The following is a 26,288-nucleotide window of genomic DNA, read 5'->3' as shown; positions in this document are numbered from 1 at the left end:
TTGATCCCGCAAGGGCAATGGGCGGTAAATTTCCTCAGTATTCTTCTTCCTGCTGTACAGATCGCGAGATTTGCGAGGCCTCGGGTTTCCTTTAAAGTCATTCATGAAATCATGGTCATCTCGGCTGCTAAATTCCGCCAAACGATCGGGCTCATTCGGTTTCGCCCGTTCGACGTGTCGACCGTCGACGGGCGGACGCAGGAACGATATCGACGCGTCGCGCTCACCGCTGGCGCCGGTATGCTTTCCAAGGTTTTTTCGGTCGTGGCGGCACTGATCTACATTCCGCTCGCCCTGAACTATCTAGGCGCCGAGCGCTATGGGATGTGGATGGTCATCAGTTCGTTCATCGCCATGCTGTCTTTCGCCGACCTGGGTATCGGCAACGGTCTGCTGAATGCCATTGCCGCTGCCCATGGCCTCGATGACTGGCCCATGATCAGAAGCTATATCTCCAGCGGATTTTTCGTGCTGGTTCTGATAGCGCTGACGATCATCCTGGTCGTCGCCGCCGCCTATCCCTTCGTTCCCTGGTACAAAATCTTCAACGTCACTTCCGATCTCGCACGTGGCGAAGCGAGACAGGCGCTCGCGGTATTCTTTCTTTGTTTCGCCCTTTCCGTGCCCTTCAGCGTCGTCCAGCGCGTGCAGATGGGCCTGCAGATGGGGTTCGCCGCGAATCTGTGGCAATGTCTCGGTAGCGTGCTCGCCCTGATCTGGGTCGTGGCAGCGATCTTGCTGAAGGAAGGTCTGCCCTGGCTCGTTCTGGCCCTGGTCGGCGGACCTCTCATCGTCAGTATCTTGAATACGATTATCTTTTTTGGTGTTCAACGCGTCGATATCCGACCATCCATCCCGTGCATCTCGCGCCGGGCCATTTCCGCCACCGTGCGCACCGGGATGCTCTTTCTGTTCCTCCAGATCGTCGCTTCGGTTTCCTATGGCGCCGACAATATCATCATCGCGCAAACGCTGGGAGCGAGCGCCATCGCTGGCTATGCGGTTCCCGAAAAGATGTTCAGCATCATTCCGATGATCCTGGGGATGGTTCTGGTGCCGTTCTGGCCGGCCTATGGCGAAGCTCTGTCCCGTGGTGACTATGCGTGGGTCAGACGAACCCTCGGACGCTCTTTCGGCGTGGCCGTGGCGGCAGCCACGGTGCTTGCAGGAGGGCTCGTTGTCTTCGGACCCTGGCTTCTCCAGCTCTGGGTCGGTCGGGCGATAGCGCCGTCCTTCGCCTTGCTCCTCGGTCTCGGCTGTTGGAAGATCGTCGAAGCCGGCGGTACGGCCGTAGCGATGTTCCTGAACGGAGCACACATCGTTACGTTCCAACTGATCGTTGGCGTTGTTGCCGGCTTGGCGATTATTTCCTTCAAGATCGCCCTGGTACTGCACTATGGCGTCCCGGCCATTCCCTGGGGCGCGACGATCGCCTATTTGATTTTCGCGGCCATCCCCACGGCATTTTTTATTAAAGGCCGACTCGCAAAATATGCGTGAAATCCAGGAGTGGCCGATTGAAAGATACCTTTGAACCGGTCCGAAAAATCCTGCTCTCATGCTTGCCGGAACGCGCGATTACTTTTTTGCGCCGCTCTCGTGGTTTGATCGACGTTTGGCGTTACGGGAGAAAGCACGTTTCTTCGACCGCTTTTGTCGATAAGAATGTTCATGTCTTGGGGTGGAGGAACGTGGCGATCGGAGAAGATGCCATCCTGTCGGAGGGATGCTGGCTGAACGTCAATCATCGTGATCGGGACGTCAGGCAGATAGCCATCGGCAGGAGAAGTTATATCGGCAGGCGGAATTTCTTCAGCTCAGGACTCTTGATCGAATTTAAAGATTACACGATGACCAGCGTTAATTGCTGCTTTCTGGGAAGCAATCATTTCTTTGAAAATCCTTTCACGCCCTATATTTTTGCGGGCGTGCGAGATGACGCCGTCATTTCGCTCGGCGTCAATTGTCAACTCGGCGCCGGGGTCACGATCATCGGCAACGTCAAAATCGGGCACGGCTGCATCATCGGTGCAGCGAGCCTGGTCAACAAGGACGTGCCGCCTTTCAGCATCGCGGTCGGCAATCCGGCGCGCGTGATCAAGCGCTACGATATGGAAGCGCAGGCCTGGATCCCGGCCGATCAGTTCACGGCCGAGAAGGAACGCTTGATCCCGGACGAGGAAGCCTATCTCGCCACGCTGGACGCGGCCATCGTCTTCCCGGGAATGCCGTTGCATGCGGCGGGCAAGTCGATGGGCGATCTGCCCTGAGGCTTGGCGCAGGGAACCCATCCGGCACTGGACGATCCGCAGGGGCTCCCCTAATGTCGCCGCCGCATGGGACGGGAAATTTCCTGCGGATGCGACGTGGGGAGTATCTGAAATCATCGCTTGGGCCGGCAGATATCGGCGTAATCCCGAACGGAGGGCGGCGTGACCGGCGTTGCTGTCGTGACCGGTGCCTATGGGTTCGTTGGTCGACATGTGGCGCGCTCGGCGGCGGCGAACGGCTATCGCGTCATCGGAATCGGCCACGGGTCCTGGGGCCGCGACGAATGGCAATCGTGGGGCCTCGCCGACTGGCACACGGCGGAAGTCACCCTCGAGACGCTGTCGACCTATGTCGATACGCCGGCCGTCGTGTTCCATTGTGCCGGCAGCGGTTCGGTGCCTTTTTCCCTGGCGCATCCCGTTCGCGACTATGAGCGGAACGTTTCGACCACCTTGGCCGTCCTCGAATTCGCGCGGCTTCATTGCCCCGCCGCAAATGTCGTCGTCGCGTCGAGCGCCGGCGTCTACGGTGCCGCCACGCAGATGCCGATCCGGACGACCGACGCCTTGAATCCTGTATCGCCGTACGGCATGCATAAACGGATCGCCGAAGATCTGTGCCGATCCTACGGGCGAAATTTCGGGATCCGCAGCGTCAACGTCCGCCTGTTCTCGATCTATGGCATTGGCATTCGCAAGCAGCTTCTGTGGGATGCCTGCATGAAGCTGTCCGCCGGGGACAATGCTTTCGGCGGGACGGGCGACGAGACGCGCGACTGGCTGCACGTCGAGGACGCGGGCGACCTCATGGTGCGCGCCGGCGACCATGCAACGAGCGCCGGTGCCGTCGTGAACGGCGGGACGGGCGTGGCCGTGCCGATCCGCGACATCGTCGAGGCGATCGCCGCCGATCTCGGGTGCGCCGAGCCCCCGCGGTTTTCTGGACGGATCCGAGCGGGGGATCCCGCCCACTACCAGGCCGACATCAGCGATGCGCTCTCCTGGGGTTGGGCGCCACGCAAGGATCTGCGCCAGGAAATCGGCCGCTACGTCGAATGGTTCAGGAGTGACGTTTTTTGATACGTGTCGGTTTCGTCATGGCTCAAACCAACAATGGTTGGATCGGCGGTGTCAATTATCTGAGAAATCTGGTCCACGCGATAAAATCCGTGCCGAACGGCGAGGTCGAACCGGTCCTGCTGGTGCCGCCGCACGCGTCCGACCGTTTGCTCGACGGGTTCCGGGAGGCGGAGATCATCCGGACACGGCTGGTCGACGGCGACTGCTGGTGGCGGCCCGCGTCGTTTCGGGATCGGATCGCAAAATTGCTGGGTCGCGACATTCTGATGGAACGCCTGCTCGAGCGATCCTCGATCTCCGTGTTGTCGCATTCCGGCCATCTGGGGCCGCGCGGTCGAATTCCCACCATCAGCTGGTTGCCGGATTTCCAGCACCTGCGCCTGCCGGAGTTTTTCCCGGAGCGCGAAATCACCGGGCGCAACCGGGCCTTCGCAGAGATTCTCGATTATTCTTCCTCGATCGTCCTCAGCAGCCACGATGCCCAGAATGATCTGAGGGAATTTTACCCGCAGTCGCTTCACAAATCCCGTGTCCTGCAATTCGTCTCCGGCGACGACAAGAACGTCGATTACGGGGCACCCGAAAGGCTGGTCGAGAAATACGGCATCGGATATCCGTTCTTCCATCTGCCCAATCAGTTCTGGATCCATAAGAACCATCGCATCGTCATCGAAGCGCTGGGCGTATTGCGAGCGCAAGGCCTCAAGACATCGGTCGTCGCGACCGGCAACATCGCCGACTGGCGGCAGCCCGAGCACTACAAGAACCTGATGAAATATGCGGCCGAGCTTGGTGTGGAGGACATGTTCACCGTTCTCGGCATCGTGCCCTACGACGATCTGCTGGCTCTGATGCGGCATTCGATCGCCATCATCAATCCATCCCTGTTCGAGGGCTGGAGCAGCACCGTCGAAGAAGGAAAGTCGATCGGCAAGAAGATCCTGCTTTCGAACATCGGGGTCCATCGCGAGCAGGCGCCGGAGCGGGGCGTGTTCTTCGATCCGCAAGATGCGGCCGATCTCGCCCAGAAAATGCAGGCCGCCAAGATCGTCTTTTCTGCGGAAGAGGACAGCCGCTTTTACGAGGCCGCACGAGACCGGCTGCAAGACCGGTTCGCCGTCTTGGGCGCGAAATACATTGCCATCGTCAAAGATGTCGTCGCATCCGAGGCCAAGCGCGGGCGCGCCCCTTCGCGCTGAGGGGTGCTACGCGGCGGCCGGTGCGTTGTCGATCGCCTGTTCGATGTCGGCGAAGCTCGGCTGGTCGTGCGCCATGAGCACCATGCGCGCGCTCTCGACCGCCATGATCGGCGCATAACCCTGCATGTAGGCGATGATGCCGCTTTTGATGCAGAAATAGTACCGCACTTCCGACTCGGCGACGCTCTTCAGCATCGCGGCCATCGGGGCGATGAAGCCATAGCTGATCAGCACGCCCAGGAAGGTGCCGACGAGCGCGCCGCCGATCAGTTCGCCCAGCACTTCGGGTGGCTCGGTAATCGAGCCCATGGTGTGGATGATGCCCAGCACCGCCGCGACGATGCCGAGCGCCGGCATGCCGTCGGCCATGCCGGTGACGGCATGGGAAACCTCGAGCGACTCGTGATGATGCACCTCGATGCGCGCATCCATCAGCGCTTCCATCTCGTGCGGATTGTCGGCGCCCATGATCAGCATGCGAAAGAAATCGCAGAAGAATTCGACGGCGTGGTGATCGTGCAGGAAGGTTGGATACTGCTGAAAAATCGAGCTTTCCTCAGGATTTTCCACATGGGTCTCGAGCGCCATGGCGCCTTTGGATTTCGCCAGCTTGAACACGACGTTCTGCATCACCAGCAGTTCGACGAAGGCCGCCTTGTTGAATTTCGGGCCCTTGAACACCTTCGGCAATTCCTTGCCGACCGCTTTCAACACCGTCTTCGGATTGCCGATCAGGAAGGCGCCGATCGCAGCGCCGACGATGATGATGAACTCGAACGGCTGCCAGAGCGCCGGCAGATGGCCGCCGTTGGCAACGTACCCACCGAACACTGCGACAAAAACCACGCCGACGCCGACGAAGAAAAACATGGCATCCTCTTCCAGCCTGTCGCACCGGACATTTCACGATGGGGCAGGGCCCCGCGATCTAGCCAGAAGAGAGATAGCCGCGGGATGGTTAGGAGGGCATTAACGAAGATCGCGCGGCAGCTGTCGGATTGACCAGTCCGAGGGGCAGCGGCCCTGCTAGATCCCCATGTAGGCCGCCCGAATCCGGTCGTCGTTCAGCAACTCTGCGCCGCTGCCGCTCATGACGATGCGCCCGGTTTCCAGCACATAGGCCCGTTCTGCGAGTTGCAGGGAGGCTGCGACATTTTGCTCGACCAGGATGACGGTCAGCCCGTTCTCGCGATTGAGCCGCTCGATGATACGGAACATCTGTTCGACCAGCGCTGGCGACAATCCCAGCGACGGCTCGTCGAACATGATCAGCTCCGGCCGGCCCATCAGGCAGCGGCCGATCGCCAGCATCTGCTGTTCGCCACCCGACAAGGTGCCGGCGGCTTGGCTCTTGCGCTCGGCCAAGCGGGGAAACAGCCCGAACACCTCGGCGAGCGAAGCCGCCTTCCGACGCCGCGCCCGGGGCAGATGGCTGCCGACCTCGAGATTTTCCAGCACGCTCAAGGTCGGGAAGATCTGCCGCCCCTCTGCCACCTGACCGATGCCCAGATTGCAGATCTCGTGGCTGGGCCGCCCCTGGACCGGCTGGCCGCGATAGGTGATGCGGCCCGCACGGGGGCACTCGATGCCGGCGATGGTCCGGATCAGGCTCGATTTGCCGGCGCCGTTCGCCCCCACGATGGCGGTGATCGCGCCTTCGGGGATGGTCAGCGACACGCCCGCCAGCGCCTGGGCGTCGCCGTAGAACAGGTCGATCCCTTCGACCGATAACAGAGCGCGGCGCTGATCGCTCATGCCGCCGGCGCTCCGCCCAGATAGCAGGCGAGCACGGCCGGATCGCGCACCACCGCTTCCGGAGCGCCCTCGGCAATGATTTCACCATGGTGCAGCACGATGATGCGATGCGCGAGCGCCATGACGGCACGCATGACGTGCTCGACCAGCAGGATGGTGAGGCCCGTCTCGCGGTTGAGCGTGCGGAACACGCCGACCATCTCGTCGATTTCGGTCGGTCGCAGCCCTGCCATGACTTCGTCGAGCAACAGCAGCTTGGGTCCGGTCGCGAGCGCACGCGCGACCTCGAGCCGTTTGCGCTCGGGCAGGGTCAGGATCTGCGCGGGGTGCGCTGCCTTGTGATCCAGGTGCAGCAATTCCAATACCCGACGTGCCGCTCGTTGTGCCTTGCCGACATCGGCGGTGACGCGCAGGGCGCCGACCGTCACGTTGTCAAGGACCGAGAGTTGGGCGAACGGCTTCACCACCTGGAAGGTCCGGCCGATGCCGGCGTGGCAGGCCTTGTCGGCGCTGAGCCCGTCCAGGGATCGCCCGTCGAGCACGATCGTGCCGGCATCGGGCGGCAATGCGCCGGCGATCAGGTTGAAGCAGGTTGTCTTGCCGGCGCCATTGGGGCCGATCAAGGCGACGATGGTGCCCGCCTCGACCGAGAAACTGGCCCGGTCGACCGCCTTCAACCCGCGGAAGCTCTTGGACAGGCCGGTCACTTCCAGCAGCGCCATCGCTCAGCGCTCCCGCTCGACGAGGCCCAGGCGTCGGGCTAGGCCGGGCCAGATGCCGTTGGGCAGGTATTTGATGACCAGCAGCAGCACGATCCCATAGAACAGCTGCGTCGCGCCCGGCATCTGATGGCCGGTCGCGTCGAGCAGTGCCCGCAGGCCCTCGCTGAGGCCGGTCAGGACGAAGGCGCCCAGGATCGGCCCGATCAACGTGCCGAGCCCCCCCACCAACGGGCCAAGGATGATCTCGATCGATTTGGCCGCACCGAAACTGTCGGCCGGGGTCAGGCTGTTGTAGTAGAAGGCGGCGACGACGCCGGCGACCGAAGCCATCGCCGCGGAAATGGCCGCGGCGAGCACCCGATACTTGAACAGGTCGATGCCGAGCGCCCGCGCGGCGTCCGGATCCTCGCGGATCGCCAGCCAATAAAAGCCGATCCGGCTGGTTCGCAACGTTCGGCACAACAAGAGCGAGCCTACGGCCAGCGCGAGCAGCAGGTAGTAGAACAGCCGGGGGCCGCCGCGCAGGTCGACGATGTCTAGTCGCCCACGCTCGACCACCGGCAGGAACAGTCCACCGGCGCCGCCCAGCCAGTCGATATGCTCGAAGCCGATTCGGGTGAATTCGGCGAAGGCGATGGTCAGCAGCGCGAAATAGACGCCGCCGATGCCGAATCGAAACGCCAGGAAGCCGATCGCGGCGCCGGCCAGGGCTGCAACCGCCGCGGCGATCGGCGCGCCCAGCCATGGCCCGATGCCGCCGTGAACATAGAGCGCCGCGGAGACGTAGGCGCCCAGCCCGACATAGAGCGCATGGCCGAGCGAGAGCTGTCCGGCGAAGCCCATCATCACGTTCCAAGCCTGCCCGACATAGGCGTAGTAGAGCGCCAGCACGAGCACCGACAGCAGATAGGGGCCAGCGATCCAGGGCGCCGCGAGCAGCAGCACGAACACGACCAACAGGGCCGCCCGGGCGCGGGCGGGCAGGGCGCCGAACAGCCGGTTCATGAACTGCGTCCCAGCAGCCCTTGCGGCCGGAACATCAGCACCAGGATCAACAGGCCGAAGCTGACCATGCTCTTCATCGAGGGCACCAGGATCAGTCCGGCCAGCGCTTCGCTGACGCCGATCAGAACGCCGGCGACCAGCGCGCCGGCCATGCTGCCGAGCCCGCCGACGATCACGATGACGAAGGCCAGCAGCGTGTAGGCGGGGCCGAGCGACGGGGTCACGTCGCCCAGCAGCACCAGCATGGCGCCGGCCGCGCCGACGCAGGCCGTGCCGCAGCCGAAGGTGAGCGCGAACAGGCGGCGGACGTCGAGCCCGACCACCAGCGCCCCGCGATAATTGTCGGCGCAGGCCCGGATCGCCTTGCCTGTGGCGGACAGCCGAAAGAATGCGAACAGCGCGGCGGCGACGGCCAAGGCGGCGAGGGCGGCATAGAGCCGGACCTTGTCGATCAGCAGCGGACCCCATTCGAGACTGTCGAGCGCGTAGTCGACCTGTACGCCGCGCGCATCCGGCCCGAATACGATCAGCGCGCCATTGGTCAGGATCATGCCGACGGCCACCAGCAACATGAATTGCGCGTGATCCGGTCGTGTCATGAACGGATGGACGACAAGGCTCTGCAACGCGTAGCCGAACACGAACAGCAGAGCCGCCAGCGGGACCATCAGCCACAGCGGATCGATGCCCCAGGTGCCACAGCCGAGCACGGCCAGATACATGGCAACCATCATCATTTCGCCATGGGCGAAATTGACGACGCGCACGACCCCGAAGATGACCGACAAACCGAGCGCCATCAGGCCGTAGACGAGACCGGTCAGGATCCCGCCGATGATGACGTTGGCATAGACGTCCCAGGTCATGGGGTGCTGGATCTCGATCGAAAGACGAAAGCCCTGTGCGAGCCGTAGCTCGGGTCATATCCCGCGCCTCCAATCGGGATCAACCTGTTTGGCGGTCTGCCGGCCTCCGTTCGATTTTGGATGCATCGCAGCATCGGCGAATCAGGGAGGGGGCTTTACGCCCAAAAGTTGCTGGAGCCGGTGCTGCGGCGGCATCGACGGCGCGATATGCCGATCGTCGGCAGGGTCGTCCCGACGGGGGGACGGCCGTTCGCGGTCGACGCCTCGGCGACTCGGTGTCGATCGGCGGCGTCGACCGCTCGGCTCCCGTTTTGACGGAAAATCAAGCAAATCCTGATGTCTTGCCCGAGTTGTGCTGATTCTCCGGCTTGCCGAACCGCGGCAAAAAAGTGACAGCATAAAGCAATTTAGGTTGCCACCCTGGACTTCAACGGATACGGTCCAACGCGTTCGGTAAGGCCTCGCCCTGTGGACGGGCGGACGTGGAACCAAATCGAGTTCATCTTACGGATGAGGCTCGAGGCTAAGTCGGGAACACGGGCGAGCCTGACCGAATGTGGCTCAAGACGGGTTTGCAGCCCAGGCGCAGGGGCATCGTCTCGCAGGAGCGGTGATGCACGGGCGGCAATCGGCTTACCGCGTGGGGGAAAATGATCGGCACACTTTCGAGGCTTGGGGGACGTTTGTTCCCTGACCGGCAAGTTTTGATCCGCAGCAATGGGCAGGTCACTCAGCTGAACCTGTCCAGCATGTTCCAGATGTCGGTCGTGGCCGCATCCGTGATGAGCGTCGCCGCGATCGCTCTGACCTCCCTCGCGGCCAAATCCGAGCTCGCGATCGATCTGCAGGTCGACGCCGGCTCGTCTCAGGCCGAGCTTGCCCGAGCGGTCGAGGCGCTCAAGACCCAGCTCGCCGATGCCAAATCCGCCGCCGATCAAGCCGACAGCCGGGTGAAGACGCTCGCCGACCAGCGCAAGGATACGGCACCGTCCGCGGACGGGGACGCTCAGCAGGCCGCGGCCGAGCTCGATGCCGCGAAGCTGACCGAACGCGTGGCGCAGCTCGAGAGCGACATCAAGATTCTGGGCGTGCAGAACGCACAGAATCGTTCGCTCTATGAACATACCGCGGAGCAACTGGCCCAGGCGACCAGCGACCGTCAGAAGCTGACGGCGGAAAAGGGCAAGCTGCAGAAATCGATGGGCGAGCTGGCCCAGGCCAAGGACGCCGCGGAGAAGACGATTTCGGCTGATCGCGAGCGCCTGAAGCTCAAGCTCGGCGAGCTCGAGAAGAAGCTGGCGACCAGGGTGATGCCGCAGCAGCAGGCTGAGGTCACAGGTAAGCTCATCACCGTCCCGGCCGAAGGCGACGCGGAGCCGACGGGCAAGATCGTGCCGGTCGACAATGGCTTCAGCATCGAAAAGCTGCTGGCTCAGTTGGGCGTCCATCAGGCGGCGGTCGGTGGGCCCTATGTCGCGGTCGGCGCCAACAAGGGTGCCCAGCTGCCCGACGAGCAGGTCGCGAAGCTGATGAAGACGCTGCCGCTGACGGCCCCTCTCGACAAATATAATTTCGAGAGCCCGTTCGGCGTGCGCCACGACCCGTTCAACGGTCGGGCGGCGATGCATACCGGCGTCGATCTGTCGGGTCCGTACAAGACGCCGGTCATGAGCACGGCGCCGGGCACCATCGTGTTCGCCGGCTATTCGACCGGCTATGGCAAGCTGGTTGAAATCGACCATGGCAATGGCATTCACACCAAATACGGCCATCTGAACCGCATCCTGGTCAATGTCGGCCAGAAGATCGGCAAGCACAGCCCGATCGGGCTCCTGGGCTCCAGCGGCCGCTCGACCGGACCGCACGTGCACTACGAAGTCGTCGTGAACGGCACGCCTCAGGATCCGGAGAAATTCCTGGAGGCTGGAAAATCCGGCATTCTCAAGGCGTCCTACTGACGGTCGCAACGGAACCCCGCCGATGGTGAGGCGGGGCGGCGGCCTGTCGATTCTCGCGGCCGATTTCCAGATAACCGGCAGCCTGCGCTCCGACGGCGAGATCCATATCGACGGCATCGTCAACGGCGATGTGGCAGCCAGTGCGATCATGGTCGGCCAGTCCGGGACGGTGATCGGGGACTTGACCGCCGACCGCATCACCATCGCCGGCACGGTCCACGGCACCGTGAGCGCTTCCAATGTCTCGTTGATGAGAACTGCCCGCGTGTACGCCGATGTGCGTTGCCACGCGTTCGACCGTGCGCCGGGCGCTGTCTTCGAACTACCGGGCGAATCGGTCGAGGCCACGCCGGAACCGACTGAGATTTCCTGATCTCAGGCCGCCAACGCCTCGCGAAACACGGCGGCATCGACGTTGCCGCCCGAGGCGATCACCGCGATCGTGCGGGGATTGCCGGGAAAGCGCCCTTCGAGCGCCGCCGCCAGCGCGATTGCGCCGCCCGGCTCAATGACCAGTTTCAAGTCGTTGAACGCCACGGCCATGGCGCGCTTCGCCTCCGTGTCGCTAGCGACCAGGCCACCGGCAAGATGCCGTCGGTTGATCTCGAAGGTCAGCTGGCCGGGTATTGCGCCCAGCAACGCGTCGCAGATGGAGTAGGCACCCGCCACATTCCGCAGCCGGGTGCCGGCCACCAGTGAACGGGCATGGTCGTCAAAGCCCGCCGGTTCCGCACAATAGAGCCTGGTGGCCGGGCTGCGCGCAGCGAAGGCGAGGGCGCAGCCGGCGATGAGACCGCCGCCCGAGGAATTGGCGGCCATGGCGTCGATCGTGATGCCGCGCGCGGCCGCCTGCTCGATGATCTCGAGGCCCGCCGTGCCTTGTCCGGCCATGATCTCGCGCTCGTCATAGGGGCGTACGATGGTGGCGCCCTGCGCCTCGGCGATCCGCGCGGTGATCGCCTCGCGATCTTCGGTGTGGCGGTCATAGGTCACGACAGTGGCGCCATAGCCGCGGGTATTGGCCAGCTTGATCGCCGGCGCGTCGGCCGGCATGACGATGGTCGCAGGCATGCCCAGCATCTCGGCGGCGGCAGCGACGCCCTGGGCATGGTTGCCTGACGAAAAGGCGACGACACCTCGCTTGCGCGCCGCCTCGTCCAACTGGACCAGGCGATTGAACGCGCCGCGAAACTTGAACGATCCTGTGCGCTGCAACGGTTCGGCCTTGACCAGCAATCGAAAGCCCAGCCGCTTGTTGATCGCGCTCGACTCCAGCAGGGGCGTCAGCACGGCGTGCCCCTTCAGCCTGTCGGCTGCCGCCAGCACGTGAGCAAAGGTCGGCAGGTCCCCTGGATCAGCATCGGTCGAGGAAGTCATCGAGTACTCCTTGCACTTCCGGCTCCGACAGGTGCGGCGTGTGACCCACTCCCGGGACGGTCACGGTCAGAAGGTCGGGCTTGGCCGCGACCATCTGGGCCAGCGCATCCTCGGTCAACAAGTCGGAGATGCCGCCACGCACGACCAGGGCCGGCACCCGGGCGAAGCCGCGGAACAGGGCCCAGAGATCCATGCCGCCGGTGTCGCCGGCAAGGAACGGGCGCGCGATCGCCGGATCCCAGTCATGGCGCCAGATACCATCCGCGCCCCGTCGGTAGGTGCGCTCGGCGAAGTCGAGCCATTCCGCCTCGGTTCGATAGGAGAGGTGGGGAAACTCGGTCATCAGGGTGCGCGCAGCGGTGGCGAGGTCTGGCTGGGGGTGTTCACGGCCGATTCGGCCCATGATCCCGGTCGATCCGGTGCCGACCGCGGGACCGATGTCGTTCAGCACCAGCCCCGTGATGGCGCCAGGCTTGAGCGCATTCAGCGCCAATGACAGCAGGCCACCGAACGACGTGCCGATCACGACGACCCGGCCGAGATCGAGCGCTGCCATGATCTGGATGATGTCGGCGAGCGTGACCGGCGGTGCATATTTCCGCCAATCCGTTGCCCGGTCCGATCGGCCCCGGCCACGATAGTCCGGACAGACGACGCGCCGCCTGTCCCGGTGGCGCAGGGCGAGGGGGTGATAGTCCTTGGCGTTGCGCGAGATGCCGGCCAGGCACAGCAATGGCACGCGCGGCGAGAGCGGGTCGCCATAGTCACGCACATAGAGCCGCGCGCCATCCTGGGCCGAAACAAACCGCTCGCGGAATTCTTCCGTCATGCGAGACCGGCCAGCGCTTTGATGTCGCCCAGCGCGCGAATCTCGCGCTCCGACGTGCCGGGCACCGCTTCCTTGGGGCCGCCGGTGCGGTTGATCCAGATGCCGCGAAAGCCGAAGCTGGCGGCGCCGCAGCTGTCCCAGCTGTTGGCGGATACGAAGGCGATGTCCCGCGCCTCGCAGCCGAAACGGGTGGTTGCGAGGCGATAGGTCGAAGGATGCGGCTTGAAGATGCCGGTCGATTCGACCGATAGCACGTGGTCGAACAAGGCAGTGAAGCCGGCGGCCTCGACCAGGGGCCGCAGCATGTGCGGCGCGCCATTCGACAGGATCGCGGTCTGTCGTCCGTCGGCGCGAAGCGCCTCCAGCAGGTCGCGGGCATCGGCAAAAGGTTCGAGTTCGAGATAGAGGCCCATCAGCCGCTCCCGAAGGGCAGGATCGGCCAGGTCCAGGCTTGCCATGGCATTGTCGAGCGCCTCGCCCGTGACCTGCCAGAAATCGGCATGGCGACCCATCAGGCTGCGCAGCCAGGTGTACTCCACCTGCTTGGTACGCCAGAGCTGAGTCAGGGCGTCGGCCTTGTCGCCGAGCCGGTCGGTGCAGCGTCGGGCGGCCGAAGCGAAATCGAATAGGGTGCCGTAGGCATCGAACACGAAATGGCGAGTCTGGGCGAAGGGCGGCATGGCGGCTTCCTCGGCGATCACGCGGGGTCTTCATAGGGGCTTCGCCATCCGGGCGCCAGGTAAAACAGTTCGGGGACGCCGCCCGTTCCGATCGTATTTCTGCCCCGCAACCATGTGCGGCAGGCCATTTTTACGCGCGTCGAAGCCGCATTTGGGCTACAAGGCTGCCAGCTCCGGATGCCGTTCACCGCCTGCCAGTCTTGAGTAACACATGACGTTGCCGACCATCTCCGTGATCACCGTTTGCAGGAATGCCCAAGAATGCCTGCCGCGGGCGATCGAAAGCGTCCTCGCGTCCGACTATCCGAACCTGGAATATGTGGTTGTCGATGGCGGCTCGACCGACGGCACGCTCGACGTCATCGAACGCTATTCCGCCTCGATCGATCGCTTCGTCAGCGAACGGGATGACGGGATATCCGACGCCATGAACAAGGGCATCGCGCTCTCGACCGGGGAGTTCCACTATCTGCTGCACGCGGACGATCGCCTGATGCCAGGCGCGCTGGAGCTGCTCGCGCGGGCTGCGACACCGGACGGCCAGGTCGTCTGCGGCCAGGTGCGCGTGATGGATGGCGACAAGCTGTTCCGGCTCTTTCGACCGGAACCGCTCAAGCTTCGCGAGAAGATGTCGGTCCCGCACATGGGGTGCATCGTCCGCAAGGGTGCCTGGGAAGCCGTCGGCGGCTACGACGTCGCCCGGCGCATCGCGATGGATCACCTGTTCTTTCTGAAGATCTTCAAGCAATTCGGCGCGTCGGCATTCTCCACGATCGATACGGTCGTTGCCGACTATAGTTTGGGCGGGCTGAGCGATCGCCGGATGTTCGACGGCTTCAGAGAGGTCAAGAAGAACCTGATCGACATGGGGTTCGGCAAGATCTGGGCCAACTTCTCCTACGGCAAGCTCGTGACCAAAGCCGTCATCAGGGCAGCGCTGCGCGCCTGGAGCTGAAATGCGCGGTACAGGCTCTCGCGACCAGCCGATCGATATCGAGATCCCGGTGATCGCGCTCTCCCAGCACGGCGGCACGCGCATTCTGGTCGAGTTCGCCAACTATGCCGCCACCGCTGGATATTCCGTCAGGATTTCGCTTCCGAAGGGGCGGATCGGAAAGAAATACGAATTCCATCCGGATCTCGATATCTCGGAGATCAGGTTTCCGTTAGATAATAAATACCTGAACTATTTCCTGTTCTTGATCTTGGCACCCTTCTTCATGCGCGGGCGGGTGCTTATCGCAAATTTTTTTGTGACGCTTTTCCCGGTTCTACTGACGAAGCACATCTTCGGGAAGAATTACCTGTATTTCGTCCAGGATATCGAATCGAAATACAGCGGGATTTTCGGCAAGGTTCTGAACGCGCTTTGCGAGTGGAGCTATCGCAGTCGGTTCATCGTCGCGGCGAACACCTATCTAGCGAAGGAACTGGCGGTCCGCCGGCGCGCGGTGTTCTCGCAGATCAATCTCGGCGTCTCTCGCTCGTTCCTGGAGTTCGAAAGCCGTGTCGGCGGGAAGGAATTCGATCTGATCGTGTTTCCGCGCCACGAGCCTTGGAAAGGGCTGGATCGGCTGGTCCGAGTTCTCGATCTGTATCGGCAACGTTATGGTGCCATCAAGATATTGGCGGTCGGGCAAAATCCAGAGTCGCTGGCGCGTCTGCAGGCGATGGGCTTCACCTGCGAGCGGCCGGCCGACGAACACGCTTTGATCCGGGCCTTCGATCGTGCACGGGCCACGCTTTTCACCAGCCATCGCGAAGGCTTCGGGCTGCCGCCGCTCGAAGGCATGGCGCGGGGCCTTCCGGCGATCGTGTTCGAGTGCGGCGGCCCCTCAGCCTACATGCTCAATGGCTCGAACGGTTTCGTCATCGAGAGGAACGACGAGTCAGCCGCGGTCGAACGCATCCGCCAGCTTTTGCTCGACGATGAATTGGCCCGGACGATGAGCGAAAACGCCCGGGAGACCGCGGCGCGGCATACCAGCGAGGCAGCGTTTGGCGCCTTGCTCGCCCTCGCCGTCGAACAGGCTGGCGTCAGGCCGGATCATTGATCGAAGCGCCAAGCCATGGTCCTCATTCGGCCAGACTGAGTCTCAAGCCGGAACGGATGGTGTTGCCGGCCGCCGCGACCGAGTGATTGCGCTCCAAGGCGCCGGCATAGAGCGCGCCATGATCTGGCGCTACGTCGAGATGATCGCGTACCACTCGTTCGAGATCCTCCAGGGTTTCCGTCACGGTCGGCAGTTCGTATTTCCGGAAATACTCCGTCGAGGTGCCGTAAACCGGTCCATGGACGACGATGCTTCTGGCCTGGGCAAAATACTCGAGCGTCTTGGAGGGGAACGAACTGGAAATCATCTGGCGATGCTCGGACGCGAAGGAGTAGGGCAGATAGGCGAACAGGCTGGTGGCGAGTTCCTGGCCCAGCATCTGGCCGTCCGGTATCGGGGCGGCGACGACGAAGTCGGGCAATTCGCCCAGGATCGCGCGCGCGGCACCAGCCTGTGCCGTCATGCGCAGCGTCAGATCCACGCGCAGTTCCCGTCGTAGACTTTCGATGATGACGAACAGCGCCTTCAACCCGTCGGCATAGAGGAAATTGACACTGCCCAGATAGAAGATCTGCGGCTTTACCGGCCGCTGCTGACGCTGCTGGGCTTCGAACGCGAGATGGAGCGTGGTGGAAGCGACGCCATATTCCGTCGTGATCAGTTCCCCGAGCCCATCTGTGATGGTGAAGATTCTCCGTGCGCCTCGAAGGCACCTTGTCGCAGATTTCCGGACGAGATCGATCGCCGCTTCAGCCTGACCTGCCAGGCGAAGGGGCAGAAGGAAGTCGTCGACCAGATAGAGCGCGTAGGGCTTGCCGAGCAGCCTGGAGAGCAGAGCGGCCCGCTCGATCGTCTCGGCGCTGGATCCGACGATGGCCAGGATGATATCGGCTTTCGAACGTCGCAGTCGGAACGCCAGCGAGCGCAGCGGAACCGTTGTTCCCAGGAACCTGCGCAAAAACGGGAGACGCCTCGACAGTTTGGACAAAAATGTCGCCCAGAGCCCCAGGGTCAGGCAGCTATCGACCAGATCCAGGTCGAAATCGTGGCGCGGAAACCAGGCATGGGTCGGATAGATTGCGATCTTTTCCACATCGCCTTGAACCGACTTCAAGATGGGGCCTGCCGCGCGGTGCAGGCCGTGAGCGACCGTGTTCTGTCCGACGGGAATATCCTCGACATAGATCAGGATCCGAAGGTCTTTCATGGTCGAAATCTCTTTTACCTTCGATCCTGTCGATCGGCTGCCGCAGCGATTTGCCGCGACGACACCCGCGCCGGGACGGGCGCAAAATCCATCTCCCACTATCATCAGAACGCCCGGCGTCGCTGAGGCTTCTCCAAGTGTGAGCTATGCGTCGCGTTCAGCTCGTTCGCCCAGACCAGCCTCAGGGGCCGGCCGGGTCGGCTTGCATTTTCTCTGCTTGCCCCTTACGGTCGCCGGCACATGTCATGGGGCTTGTTAAGGGTGTTCCGCTGCCTGCTTTGGCAGCGGTCCCGACGGTCCCGTCAAACAACCGCCGTTTCGGAGCCGTCGAATTCCTTTTAGAGCTGGATACCTGTGGGGGCCTCTGGGCGGCGTTCTGGTTGCTACCGGGATCTGGGCAATCGTCGTTTCACACACCGTGCCGATGTACGAGGCGAATATCGTCGTCGGGCCCACGCAAGCAGCCACGCGATCCCAGGGGCTGCAGCTCGGCGGCGGGAATGCCGGTGCCGCTCTCAGCGCCCTGACCGGCGGGTTCGGACGGGGCGGCAGCGCGGACGACTTCACCATCTTCCGGGCTTTGTTGACGTCCGAGGCGGTCATCGACGACATATCGGCCCAGCCGAACTTCCATAGCCGCGTCCTCGGTCCGGCATGGGACCCGGCGACCAAAAGCATTCGGCCCTCTACCGGGGTGCTTTCGAAGTTGAAGCACCGGCTTTTTTCCATGTTGGGTGTGGATTTTCCGATCGACGACCGCCGGGCGACCGCAGGCTACATCAGCAACATCGTCGATATCCGCCAGTTGGCGACGACGGGGCTCTATCAGATTTCGGTGCGGCATCGGGATCCCGATGTCGCCAAGGATCTGCTGGTTTGGCTCTATCACGCGGACGACGAGCGGCTGCGGAACACCAAGATCAAGCAATACATCGACTATGCGGCCTATTTGCGCAAGCGCCTCGACGGGACGTCCAGCGAGGCCGTGCGCAAGTCCCTGATCGAGACCGAACAGGACCAGGAGGTCCAGGCGGTTCTGGCCCAGGCGGGCCTGCCGTTCGCGGCCGAATTGTCGAGCGGTCCCACGCTCTCCGGCGCGCCGGTATCGCCCGCCCCGATGCGCTGGCTGCTGATCGCCTGGGGGCTTGGACTGGCTTTAGGCGTCCTCGTCTCGTTGCGGATCAGAGGGCGTCGCCAGCGAGTCGCCATCGCGCCGGCGTATGCCGACGAGCAAATCGGCGCGTAACCCTCGTGACCAGCAATGGCATGGTGAGATCAGCCGATACTATCGGCGGTGACGCCGGGCGCCTGATCCCTGCGGCGAGTTTTCGAGCGCCGTTCGGCTGGTATCTGTTTGCCTGTCTCCTGGTGTTGCCGATCACGAATTTCACGATCGGAACGATAGTCCTGCGAGAATTTGGCTCGAGGCCGGTCAACATATTCTTTCTGCCGATTGCCTATGCGGTCTTCAGTGGGAAAATCGTCCCGACGATCTCGGATAAATTCATCGCCATATTATTGGCGTTCTCTTTCTTTTCGATATTGAACGGATATCTGTTCATCGATACCGACAAACTGATCTGGCAATGGCGCGACCCGATGATGTCATGGGGCTTGCAGGCTCTCATGCTGTTCTGGAGCCTGTTTGCCGTCGTGCTCTGGGCGACCGTCCTCGACAAGATAGATGTCTTCGGACGGGGATTCGCTTTCTTCATCTTGGCGATGACGATTGTGTGCTTCGTCCATAGCCTGTTTTTCCTGAACGATTTCGTCAGGGTGGCCACCAGGGTCGAACTCGTGCCCCGCTTGTTCGTGGATGCGATCGCGAAGGCGACGACGGCTCGTCCGTCGGGGTTGAACAGCGAGCCGTCGCATTTCGGCAGCTGGTGTGCGTTTGCCTGGCCGGTGCTTTTCCTGGCCGACAGGGAGCGGTGCGGTCGAACGCTGCAAATCTGTGCCCGGTTCGTCGGAATTTTGGTGATTGCCTGCGCCATCATGTCTTTCGCGCGGACCTTCATCGTCCTGCTCGGGCTCCAGGTCGGCGTTTTGACGGTCTATCGCGGGATCATCAGCAGGCGACTGCTGAGTGGAAATTTCATTCAAGCGTTGATCGTCGTCCTCATTTTCGGCGGCGCGGTCTATTATTTCTGGGACTATATCAACGTATTCGACATCGGTACGGACCAGTCTTCGGCCAGCCGGTCGGGGGCGGCCGTCGCGGCCATCAGGATGTTCCTCGATCACCCCGTCTACGGTGTCGGTCTCGGAAATTTCACCTCTTACTATCCGACCTACATTCCGAATTTCGTTCTTCCTTCTCCGGAAGCGTCGACGGAAGTCGAGATCATCTCGAGCATCCGGGAAAATACCTCCAATCTGCCGGCACGCCTCGCCGCCGAAATGGGGCTCCCAGTGCTGCTGTGCTTTGGGGCGTTCGCCGCATACCCGTTGGTCGTGGCGCTGCGATCGGGGATCAACCGGTCGGGCAAGGAGATGGCGCTGCTTTGCTGGATCGGCGGCGTTCTGGACTGGATGAGCCAGGACGAAATTGGTTCCTCCGCTTCGCTGTGCGCGCTCGGCCTTTGCCTCGCAGCCGGCACGGCGGGGCAGACATTGTCCCGGGTGAACTGGAGACGGCGGCTACGGGCCTGGTATCTGCGGCAGCGAAGGTGGGACCTCCTGCAGGGCGCCGCCGCAATCGCCCTCCTATCGATCGCGGCCTTGGTCCTGCCCCTGTGGGCCGTGTGGTCCAGCCCGATCGTTTATGGAACCGAACGTTTGCTGATCGTGCGCGAGGCACCCAGACTGACGCTCAGCGACCGGCTGGTGGCGCTCGGTGCACCGGCCTTGCCGAAGCGGCTGTTTTCCATTCTTCGGACCGACGATGCGGCGCTCGCGATGCTGGGCGATCTGGCATCGGCGGGTGTGGCCTGCACCGAGTTGCTCGAGGATGCGGTCTGCGCCGCCGCCAGCGCTCCGGGGAAACGGGACGGGTCGCTGGTCCGCGCGGCACTACAGGATCATTTCCGCATCGTCAGGATCCTTGGCGAGAGGCAGACGAGAGAGCCGACGCTGAAGCTCATCACCCAGGCAAAGACCGCCCATGCGGCCCAGGTCTTGGCGGATGTGGTCGAACAGGACAGCAATCGCTTTCTGCTGCGGGAACTGACCGACGACATCACGACCATGGACAAGTTCCTGCGCACACGCGCAGGGGAGGCCGGCTCGCTGGCCATTCGGGATCGTCTGATCGCCCAGCTGCTGACGGCCGAAACCGAATTCGGAACGAAGCTGAACGAGGCGCCGCTCCTGTCGGGCATCGGCATCACCCTGCCGGCACCGGTGTGGCCCAACCCCACGGAAATGATCGGCTATTATCTCTTCATCGAGATTCTGACGGTGGGATGCCTGGTGGCGCTCTTTCTGTTCATCCGATCGCGACCGCGCGGACATCTGCCGACGCCGGCGCACAGTTAGAACAAGACAGGCGGTCCTGCTCAGCGCCGCAGATCGGCCTCGAGCGAGAAGGCGAGTGCCCGGTTGCCGATCCGCAGACGATAAACCTGCAGGTTCTCCAGCACCCGCTGCACGTAGTTGCGGGTCTCGCTGAACGGGATTTCCTCGACCCAGTCGATCGCGTCGACGTCGGGGGAACGCGGATCGCCATTGGTATCGAGCCACTGCCGGACGCGCCCCGGCCCGGCATTGTAGGCCGCGACCGCCAGCACGTAGGATCCGTTGAACTGCGAGATCAGCGAGTCGAGATAGGCCTGGCCCAGCGTAACGTTATAGACGCCATCGGTGCTCAGCTTGCGCTCGGCATAGGGCAATTCCAGGGACTTCGCGACCTGGCTTGCCGTTGCAGGCATCAGCTGCATCAGGCCGCGCGCGCCGGTCGGCGACAGGGCGCGGGTGTCGAACGCGCTTTCCTGGCGCGTGAGCGCCAGCAGCAGGGCTTGCTCGGCACCGGCATTGCGAGGCATCGGCACCAGCGGGTAGCCGGCGCGCAGCAGGGAGACGCCATTGTAGCTGGCGCGCTTGGCCGCGGCCACGCCCAGGTCGGGGCGCCCGATCTCCTCGGCCAGGTCGGCGACCAGGGCATGGTCGGTCGGTCCTTCGGCATTTTCCGACAGGCTGGCGAGGAAAGGCTTGATGTAATCCTCTTCGTCGGCCGCCGCGAGGATGCGGATGGCGCGCACCAGATCCTTCTTGTTGAAAGCAGCGGCCTGGGCCGACGTAGCCTTGGGTTCCGGCACCGGCTTCGGCGGGGGTGCCACGCCGGGCACCGCGCTCGCCAGCTGACCGTAATAGGTCGTCGGAAACACCGCCGCCTTGCCGTACCAGTCGAGCGCCTCTTGGGTGCGGCCCAGCCCATCGGCGGCCCGGCCGGCCCAGTAGGCACCGCGCGAGATGGTCAACGGCAGCTTGGCGGCCGCATAGAGCCGCTGGAAATGCTCGTAGGCGTGCTGCGGATCATGCAGGAAGCGCAGTGAGATCCACCCGGCGGTGAATTCCGCCTCGGCCAGGTTGGTGCCGTCCTGCATGCGATGGTCGGCGATGACGCGATAGGCGCGCTGCACGTCGTTGGCGGCCAGCAGATGGCGCGCCAAGACCTGACGCTCGGGCCACCACAGCTCCGGGCGCCCCAGGTCCTTGGGCGGCTGCAGCAGAATCGCCAGCGCCTGGTCGTCCATATCGTGCTGGCGACGCCATTTCATGCGCGCGAACAGCAATCCCGGATCGTTCTGCAGGTTCGCCGGCACCTTGGCGACCAGGGATTCGGCGTTCTTGGCCGAGCTGGAGAGCCTCAGGCGCGCTTCGCCCAGCAGCCGCCAGTCCGGCGATACGCGCGCGAGCTGGCGGGTTGCCTCCTCGGCCTTGCCGTCCCAGATCAGCCGGTCGAGCCGTCGCGCCTCATCGTCGGCCGTGAATTTGTCGCCATAGCGGGCGAGTACGATCCGTTCTTCGGGGGGCGAGAAATCGCCGGCGATCCAGATGTCGCGCAGGCGTGCGGCGTAGGCACCAGGATCGCCGCCGGCGACCATCAACTCGGCCTCCTTCAGCTTGGCGAAGGGGCTGGCCGGTTTGTGATGGGTGAACCACGCGCGCAGCGTCGCCTCGGGTACCTGGTCGATCGTCTCTTCGGCCCGCAGCCGCAGCGTCGACTGGCGAGGCCAATCCGGATGCTGCTCGATGAACTGCGCGATCTCGGCAAAGCCGTGGCCGGCCTGGCTGCGCTGCAGATCGAGCCAGAGGATGATCTTCGCCGGCAGAGGATCGCTGGCCGTCTGCGCCAGACTCTCGGCGCGCGCCCACTGACCGCGGTCCATGAGGTCGAACGCCTGGCGCGTCACCGGCAGATCGCGGGCCGACAGGGGTTCTGCCGCCCGGACGGGCAGACTCGTTCCGATCAGCAGGGCCGCGAACCCGAGCGCCAGCAGCGAGGCACCGCGGGCAATTGACTTGTCGAACACGCGGCCTCTGGTCCTGCGGCACCGACGCGCGCCGCTCTTCATGTCGTCGAACAAGGAACACTCCCCTGAGAGGACGGCATCCTACCGGTGAACGGGGGGCGGCGCCAAGCGACCTTGGGGGCGCGGCACGGGTTTCGTTCGGCCGCGCGATGCGCCGCGGACAGGGCAGGGCACGGCATCTGCAGGGTTTGTTGCGGGCGCCAGCCCTGCTCGCTATGGTCGGACCGAAGAGAGGCGGCCGCCCGAAGGCCGGGTCCCAGATCACGGGACACCGTCGGCAGGCCTGGAGGAATGACCATGCAATTCACCGGATCCTACGTCGCGCTGATCACTCCGTTCTCGGCCGACGGCAAAGTGGACGAGCGCGCCTTCCAGGATCTGGTCGCCTGGCAGGTCGCCGAGGGAACCCAAGGCCTGGTGCCGTGCGGCACCACGGGCGAATCGGCGACCATGAGCCATGACGAGCATCGCCGCGTGGTCGAACTCTGTATCGAGGTCGCCAAGGGCAAGGCCGTCGTGATGGCGGGCACCGGGTCCAATTCGACGGCCGAAGCGATCGAGCTGACGCTTCACGCCCAGAAGGCCGGCGCGGATGCGGCGCTCGTCGTCGTGCCTTATTACAATCGCCCGACCCAGGAAGGCCTCTACCAGCATTACCGGGCGTTGCACGATGCAACCGACTTGCCGCTGATCATCTACAACGTGCCGGCACGTTCCGCGGCCGACATGTCGGTCGAGACCATGGCGCGCCTGGCCGAACTGCCGCGCATCGCCGGCGTCAAGGATGCCACCGCCGATCTCGCCCGCCCGATCCGTACCACGCTTGCCGTGCGGACGCCGTTCTGGCAGCTGACGGGCGAAGACATCACGGCCTTGCCCCATCGGGCCCAGGGCGGCCACGGCTGCATTTCGGTGACCGCCAATATCGCGCCCGGCGACCTGGTCCTGATGCATCGCGCGTGGGACGCCGGCGATTTCGCCACGGCGGCGCGGATCAACCAGCGGCTGGCGCCGGTCCATGACGCGATGTTCTGCGAAAGCAGTCCCGGCCCGGTCAAGTATGCGGCCTCGCTGCTCGGCCGTAGCGCGCCCAGCGTGCGTCTGCCTCTGGTCGAAATCTCGGCGGCCGCCAAGACGCGTGTCGAGACGGCGATGCGCCAGGCCGGACTGCTGAATTGAAGCGTAGAGCGTAGAGCAGAGTTAGGAACGGTCCCGTGGCGTTGCGTCCGACAGACAAGTTCGTCGCCCAGAATCGCAAGGCGCGGCACGACTATTTCATCGACGATACGCTCGAGTGCGGCATCGTGCTGGTCGGTACCGAGGTCAAATCCCTGCGCAAAGGCCATGCCAGCATCGTCGAATCCTTCGCGCGCGAAGAGAACGGCGAGATCTTCCTGGTGAACTCGCACATTCCCGAATATGAGGGCGCGTCGCGCTTCAACCACGAGCCGCGCCGGGCTCGCAAGCTGCTGCTTCATCGCAAGGAAGTGAACAAGCTGCTGGGCACGATCAAGCGCGACGGCGTCACGCTCGTGCCGCTGTCGATCTATTTCAACAAGACCGGGCGCGCCAAGGTCGAACTGGGTCTGGCCCGCGGCAAGGCGAAGCACGACAAGCGCGAGGCGGAAAAGACCCGCGACTGGAATCGCGAGAAATCGCGCATCATGCGAGACAAGAAGTCAGCGGACTGACGAACACGAGGCAAGCTTCAGTGTCGGCAGCGCAAATCGATCAGCGGCATCCAAGGGTAGGCGTGCTTGGCATATTGCCGCAAAATGAGACCGAAGCGCTTCGCATCGATCAGAAGGCTCCAGTTCAGCGACAAGGACACTGCCACGAGACCATCGGTCTCTGGTCCATCTTCGATGGAATCGATCAGAACGACTGCCTTCAAAAGAGTCCGGCGCCCGGGCGGCAAGAATGGCGATACCATGCCCTGGGGCAGCCCCAACTGGCTCAACGGATCGAAGTCCACGGGGTTTATATGCAGGCTCTTCATCGCCGATCGGCTGAGGCCCAAGTGTCCTCCGATTTCTCGGGCATCCGCCCGGCGGAGAATTGGATCGCCAATGGCGGTACAGAGCACCGTCATGCCGCCAATACGCAGTGTGACGGTCTTCTGCACCATGGCTGGCGCTACGATGCGCTGTTTTTCCGCCGCGGTCAGCGAGGCTGCGTGGCTGCGGAAGATTGGTGAAACGCCAAAGGACTGACACGCCTCGCACAGCAGATTGACGCTGTCGAGAGCGAGCGTGATGTTTTCTGGATCGATCGGGCGCCGCGCAGGAAGCTTGTGCATTTCCTCGGCGGAAATTTTGATATTCGAGTCAAACCATTCAGGGAAATACAGTTTTTCTGCGCATTCTTGATTTTCCTCCCGAGAGATCTGAAGCATCTCGCAATCTCCACGTCAGTATATTGGAATCGCAGAGGCATCAATTTCGCCGCTCGAAGGATGATCATAGTAAATGCAGCGATACTGAGATTTATTCGGCCAAAGTATCGATTTTTATTTATTTTACAAATAAAATTATTTAATGAGAAAAATTGCTAATTTAATTTGCAGAAAGAAAAATCTCCGACGAACGCCGACTGCGCATTCAATGTTGCGGGCAATTGCCTGTCGCGAAAGAGAAGCTCTTCCGGCGGCGCGGTCGTCAGTTCGCAAGCTTGCTCCTGGCGTCCGGCCCGAGGCCGCAGGCTAGGAGCGTTTTCTCAACGCCTTCAAGCTTTTGCGTCCTAAGGCAATCGCCGTTTCGACGCGCGATCGCGTACCGAACGTATCGGCGAGATAGGATGGCAAGGCCGCGAGTTGATCGCGCAGCGGCCGCTGGCCGTGCAGGCGAAAGAACGCTCCCAGACGCGATCCCGGGCCGGTGAGCCGCTCGTGCTTACGGGCATGCCACTCGACATGCTCCAGCCAGCCGACGGTATGGCCGGCAAACGCGCCGAGGATCTTCGCGGGCACCAGGTTGGGGAAGAGCGCCGCCACATAGGCAAGGCCGGTCGAGACCGGCCGGCGCAGGCGCAAGATGGCGCTCTGCTCGAGCAATCGCTGCCAATCCAATTCCGGCTCGCGCCGCAGGATCATGACGGCGTCGGCCACCCATCGGACGCTCGATACCTCGTTCCGGCGCAGGCCGTGGGTCAGGCAATGCAGAAGCTGGTCCGACGCGCACAGCGATAGGGAGACGATGCCCGGCCGTACCAGTGGGATTGCCGCGTTCCAGAAGCCTTCCAGTTTCGGCAGTTCGACGCATTCCTGAAAGGGCGAGGAATGCAGGTCGAATTCGAAACCCTGGCGATCGATGAATACGATGGCATGCGCACTGCGTTGCAACGGGTCTATTTCCGGATCGTCGGTGTGCCAGCCCGTGGCGATCAGAATATCCACGGCGCGCCGCCAGTCCCGATGGCGGACCATCACGTCGAGATCGCCGATCGGCCGGTGATCCGGATGGTCGTAATAGGCGAAGGCCAGCGGCAGGCCCTTGAGCAGAATCGTCTCGATGCCCGCGTCCGAAAAGGATGAGAGCACGCGGCGGAGCCGCTGCATCAATTGCTGGCTGCGGTACCAGCCGAGCCGTTGGCTGTCGTCCTTCGGAGCGAGCCGTCGATCGACGATGCCGAATGCCGAGAGGTTGGCATGCAACAGCGGAAACAGGCGACGCGTGCCGCTGTTCAGGTCGTCGTAGTCGAAGGCGCTGCACCAGGCTTCCCAGGCCGGGAGAGCCGTCGGCCGGTCGCCAAGCGCGGCTTGCAGCAGCAACTCTTCCTCGGGGCTCGGCAGCAAGGTTTCCCGTTTTGTCATG

General features: G+C 63.2%; 24 protein-coding genes. 12 read left to right on the top strand and 12 right to left on the bottom strand.

Annotated features, from left to right (window positions below; all coding sequences use genetic code 11):
• From VGV37_RS08790 to VGV37_RS08775, 4 genes are all read left to right on the top strand, one after another.
• The gene (locus tag VGV37_RS08790) at positions 1-1,500 is read left to right on the top strand and encodes a lipopolysaccharide biosynthesis protein (RefSeq protein WP_326879279.1); all 1,500 of its coding nucleotides are present in this window, start codon (positions 1-3) and stop codon (positions 1,498-1,500) included.
• A 17-nt stretch (positions 1,501-1,517) separates the two neighbouring features.
• Positions 1,518-2,270 (top strand): acyltransferase, encoded by a 753-nt coding sequence (locus tag VGV37_RS08785; RefSeq protein ID WP_326879278.1) that lies wholly within the window; start codon positions 1,518-1,520, stop codon positions 2,268-2,270.
• Between the two features lie 162 nt (positions 2,271-2,432).
• Complete coding sequence (locus VGV37_RS08780) at positions 2,433-3,350, top strand: NAD-dependent epimerase/dehydratase family protein (protein ID WP_326879277.1); 918 nt, start codon at positions 2,433-2,435, stop codon at positions 3,348-3,350.
• Between the two features lie 356 nt (positions 3,351-3,706).
• Positions 3,707-4,549, top strand: coding sequence for a glycosyltransferase (locus VGV37_RS08775; protein ID WP_326879276.1), 843 nt, complete (start codon positions 3,707-3,709; stop codon positions 4,547-4,549).
• Positions 4,550-4,555: 6 nt separating this feature from the next.
• Here VGV37_RS08775 and motA read toward each other — a convergent pair whose 3' ends face one another.
• From motA to VGV37_RS08750, 5 genes are all read right to left on the bottom strand, one after another.
• Positions 4,556-5,419 carry a flagellar motor stator protein MotA gene (gene motA, locus VGV37_RS08770; protein ID WP_326879275.1) on the bottom strand — a complete coding sequence of 288 codons (864 nt, stop codon included), beginning with the start codon at positions 5,417-5,419 and terminating at the stop codon, positions 4,556-4,558.
• Positions 5,420-5,575: 156 nt separating this feature from the next.
• On the bottom strand, positions 5,576-6,283 hold the full coding sequence (locus tag VGV37_RS08765) for an ABC transporter ATP-binding protein (RefSeq protein ID WP_326879302.1): 708 nt from the start codon (positions 6,281-6,283) through the stop codon (positions 5,576-5,578).
• A 17-nt stretch (positions 6,284-6,300) separates the two neighbouring features.
• The gene (locus VGV37_RS08760; RefSeq protein ID WP_326879274.1) at positions 6,301-7,026 is read right to left on the bottom strand and encodes an ABC transporter ATP-binding protein; all 726 of its coding nucleotides are present in this window, start codon (positions 7,024-7,026) and stop codon (positions 6,301-6,303) included.
• Between the two features lie 3 nt (positions 7,027-7,029).
• Entirely contained in the window at positions 7,030-8,031 is a 1,002-nt protein-coding gene (locus VGV37_RS08755; protein ID WP_326879273.1) for a branched-chain amino acid ABC transporter permease, read from the bottom strand.
• Positions 8,028-8,897 (bottom strand): branched-chain amino acid ABC transporter permease, encoded by an 870-nt coding sequence (locus VGV37_RS08750; RefSeq protein WP_326879272.1) that lies wholly within the window; start codon positions 8,895-8,897, stop codon positions 8,028-8,030. The genes VGV37_RS08755 and VGV37_RS08750 overlap by 4 nt, the downstream gene beginning before the upstream one ends.
• 704 nt (positions 8,898-9,601) lie before the next feature.
• Here VGV37_RS08750 and VGV37_RS08745 point away from each other — a divergent pair.
• Together VGV37_RS08745 and VGV37_RS08740 are read left to right on the top strand one after the other, a co-directional pair.
• A complete protein-coding gene (locus VGV37_RS08745; protein ID WP_326879271.1) occupies positions 9,602-10,855 on the top strand; it encodes a peptidoglycan DD-metalloendopeptidase family protein in 1,254 nt (417 codons plus the stop codon).
• Between the two features lie 22 nt (positions 10,856-10,877).
• Positions 10,878-11,228 carry a polymer-forming cytoskeletal protein gene (locus VGV37_RS08740; RefSeq protein WP_326879270.1) on the top strand — a complete coding sequence of 117 codons (351 nt, stop codon included), beginning with the start codon at positions 10,878-10,880 and terminating at the stop codon, positions 11,226-11,228.
• 2 nt (positions 11,229-11,230) lie between these two features.
• Here the strand turns inward: VGV37_RS08740 and VGV37_RS08735 are convergent, their stop codons facing one another.
• Genes VGV37_RS08735 through VGV37_RS08725 form a run of 3 tightly spaced genes read right to left on the bottom strand, consistent with a single transcriptional unit; the run spans position 11,231 to position 13,762 of the window.
• On the bottom strand, positions 11,231-12,232 hold the full coding sequence (locus VGV37_RS08735; RefSeq protein WP_326879269.1) for a threonine/serine dehydratase: 1,002 nt from the start codon (positions 12,230-12,232) through the stop codon (positions 11,231-11,233).
• The gene (locus VGV37_RS08730; RefSeq protein ID WP_326879268.1) at positions 12,210-13,061 is read right to left on the bottom strand and encodes an alpha/beta hydrolase; all 852 of its coding nucleotides are present in this window, start codon (positions 13,059-13,061) and stop codon (positions 12,210-12,212) included. Before VGV37_RS08730 ends, VGV37_RS08735 begins: the two co-directional genes overlap by 23 nt.
• Entirely contained in the window at positions 13,058-13,762 is a 705-nt protein-coding gene (locus tag VGV37_RS08725; protein WP_326879267.1) for a haloacid dehalogenase type II, read from the bottom strand. The genes VGV37_RS08730 and VGV37_RS08725 overlap by 4 nt, the downstream gene beginning before the upstream one ends.
• A 190-nt stretch (positions 13,763-13,952) precedes the next feature.
• Here VGV37_RS08725 and VGV37_RS08720 point away from each other — a divergent pair, with 190 nt between their 5' ends.
• Both VGV37_RS08720 and VGV37_RS08715 read left to right on the top strand, forming a co-directional pair.
• On the top strand, positions 13,953-14,696 hold the full coding sequence (locus VGV37_RS08720) for a glycosyltransferase family 2 protein (protein ID WP_326879266.1): 744 nt from the start codon (positions 13,953-13,955) through the stop codon (positions 14,694-14,696).
• A gap of 1 nt (position 14,697) precedes the next feature.
• Positions 14,698-15,795 carry a glycosyltransferase family 4 protein gene (locus tag VGV37_RS08715; protein WP_326879265.1) on the top strand — a complete coding sequence of 366 codons (1,098 nt, stop codon included), beginning with the start codon at positions 14,698-14,700 and terminating at the stop codon, positions 15,793-15,795.
• A 22-nt stretch (positions 15,796-15,817) separates the two neighbouring features.
• Here the strand turns inward: VGV37_RS08715 and VGV37_RS08710 are convergent, their stop codons facing one another.
• Positions 15,818-17,002 carry a hypothetical protein gene (locus VGV37_RS08710; RefSeq protein WP_326879264.1) on the bottom strand — a complete coding sequence of 395 codons (1,185 nt, stop codon included), beginning with the start codon at positions 17,000-17,002 and terminating at the stop codon, positions 15,818-15,820.
• A 424-nt stretch (positions 17,003-17,426) separates the two neighbouring features.
• Here VGV37_RS08710 and VGV37_RS08705 point away from each other — a divergent pair, with 424 nt between their 5' ends.
• Together VGV37_RS08705 and VGV37_RS08700 are read left to right on the top strand one after the other, a co-directional pair.
• Positions 17,427-18,248 carry a hypothetical protein gene (locus VGV37_RS08705; protein ID WP_326879263.1) on the top strand — a complete coding sequence of 274 codons (822 nt, stop codon included), beginning with the start codon at positions 17,427-17,429 and terminating at the stop codon, positions 18,246-18,248.
• Positions 18,249-18,253: 5 nt separating this feature from the next.
• Positions 18,254-20,479: an O-antigen ligase family protein gene (locus VGV37_RS08700; protein WP_326879262.1), complete on the top strand. Its 2,226-nt coding sequence runs from the start codon at positions 18,254-18,256 to the stop codon at positions 20,477-20,479.
• Between the two features lie 20 nt (positions 20,480-20,499).
• Here VGV37_RS08700 and VGV37_RS08695 read toward each other — a convergent pair whose 3' ends face one another.
• Positions 20,500-22,476, bottom strand: coding sequence for a lytic transglycosylase domain-containing protein (locus tag VGV37_RS08695; protein WP_326879261.1), 1,977 nt, complete (start codon positions 22,474-22,476; stop codon positions 20,500-20,502).
• A 297-nt stretch (positions 22,477-22,773) separates the two neighbouring features.
• On the opposite strand from VGV37_RS08695, the gene dapA reads away from it, so the two are divergent.
• Both dapA and smpB read left to right on the top strand, forming a co-directional pair.
• Positions 22,774-23,655: a 4-hydroxy-tetrahydrodipicolinate synthase gene (gene dapA / locus VGV37_RS08690; RefSeq protein ID WP_326879260.1), complete on the top strand. Its 882-nt coding sequence runs from the start codon at positions 22,774-22,776 to the stop codon at positions 23,653-23,655.
• 35 nt (positions 23,656-23,690) lie between these two features.
• Complete coding sequence (gene smpB, locus VGV37_RS08685) at positions 23,691-24,167, top strand: SsrA-binding protein SmpB (protein WP_326879259.1); 477 nt, start codon at positions 23,691-23,693, stop codon at positions 24,165-24,167.
• A 17-nt stretch (positions 24,168-24,184) separates the two neighbouring features.
• Here smpB and VGV37_RS08680 read toward each other — a convergent pair whose 3' ends face one another.
• Entirely contained in the window at positions 24,185-24,871 is a 687-nt protein-coding gene (locus tag VGV37_RS08680) for a hypothetical protein (RefSeq protein WP_326879257.1), read from the bottom strand.
• 306 nt (positions 24,872-25,177) lie between these two features.
• A complete protein-coding gene (locus tag VGV37_RS08675) occupies positions 25,178-26,287 on the bottom strand; it encodes a nucleotidyltransferase family protein (protein ID WP_326879256.1) in 1,110 nt (369 codons plus the stop codon).
• Position 26,288: the final 1 nt, after the last annotated feature.

This window comes from Aliidongia sp. (genome assembly GCF_035943795.1).
GTDB lineage: Bacteria > Pseudomonadota > Alphaproteobacteria > ATCC43930 > CGMCC-115725 > Aliidongia.
This window is presented reverse-complemented; position numbering and strand designations above follow the sequence as displayed.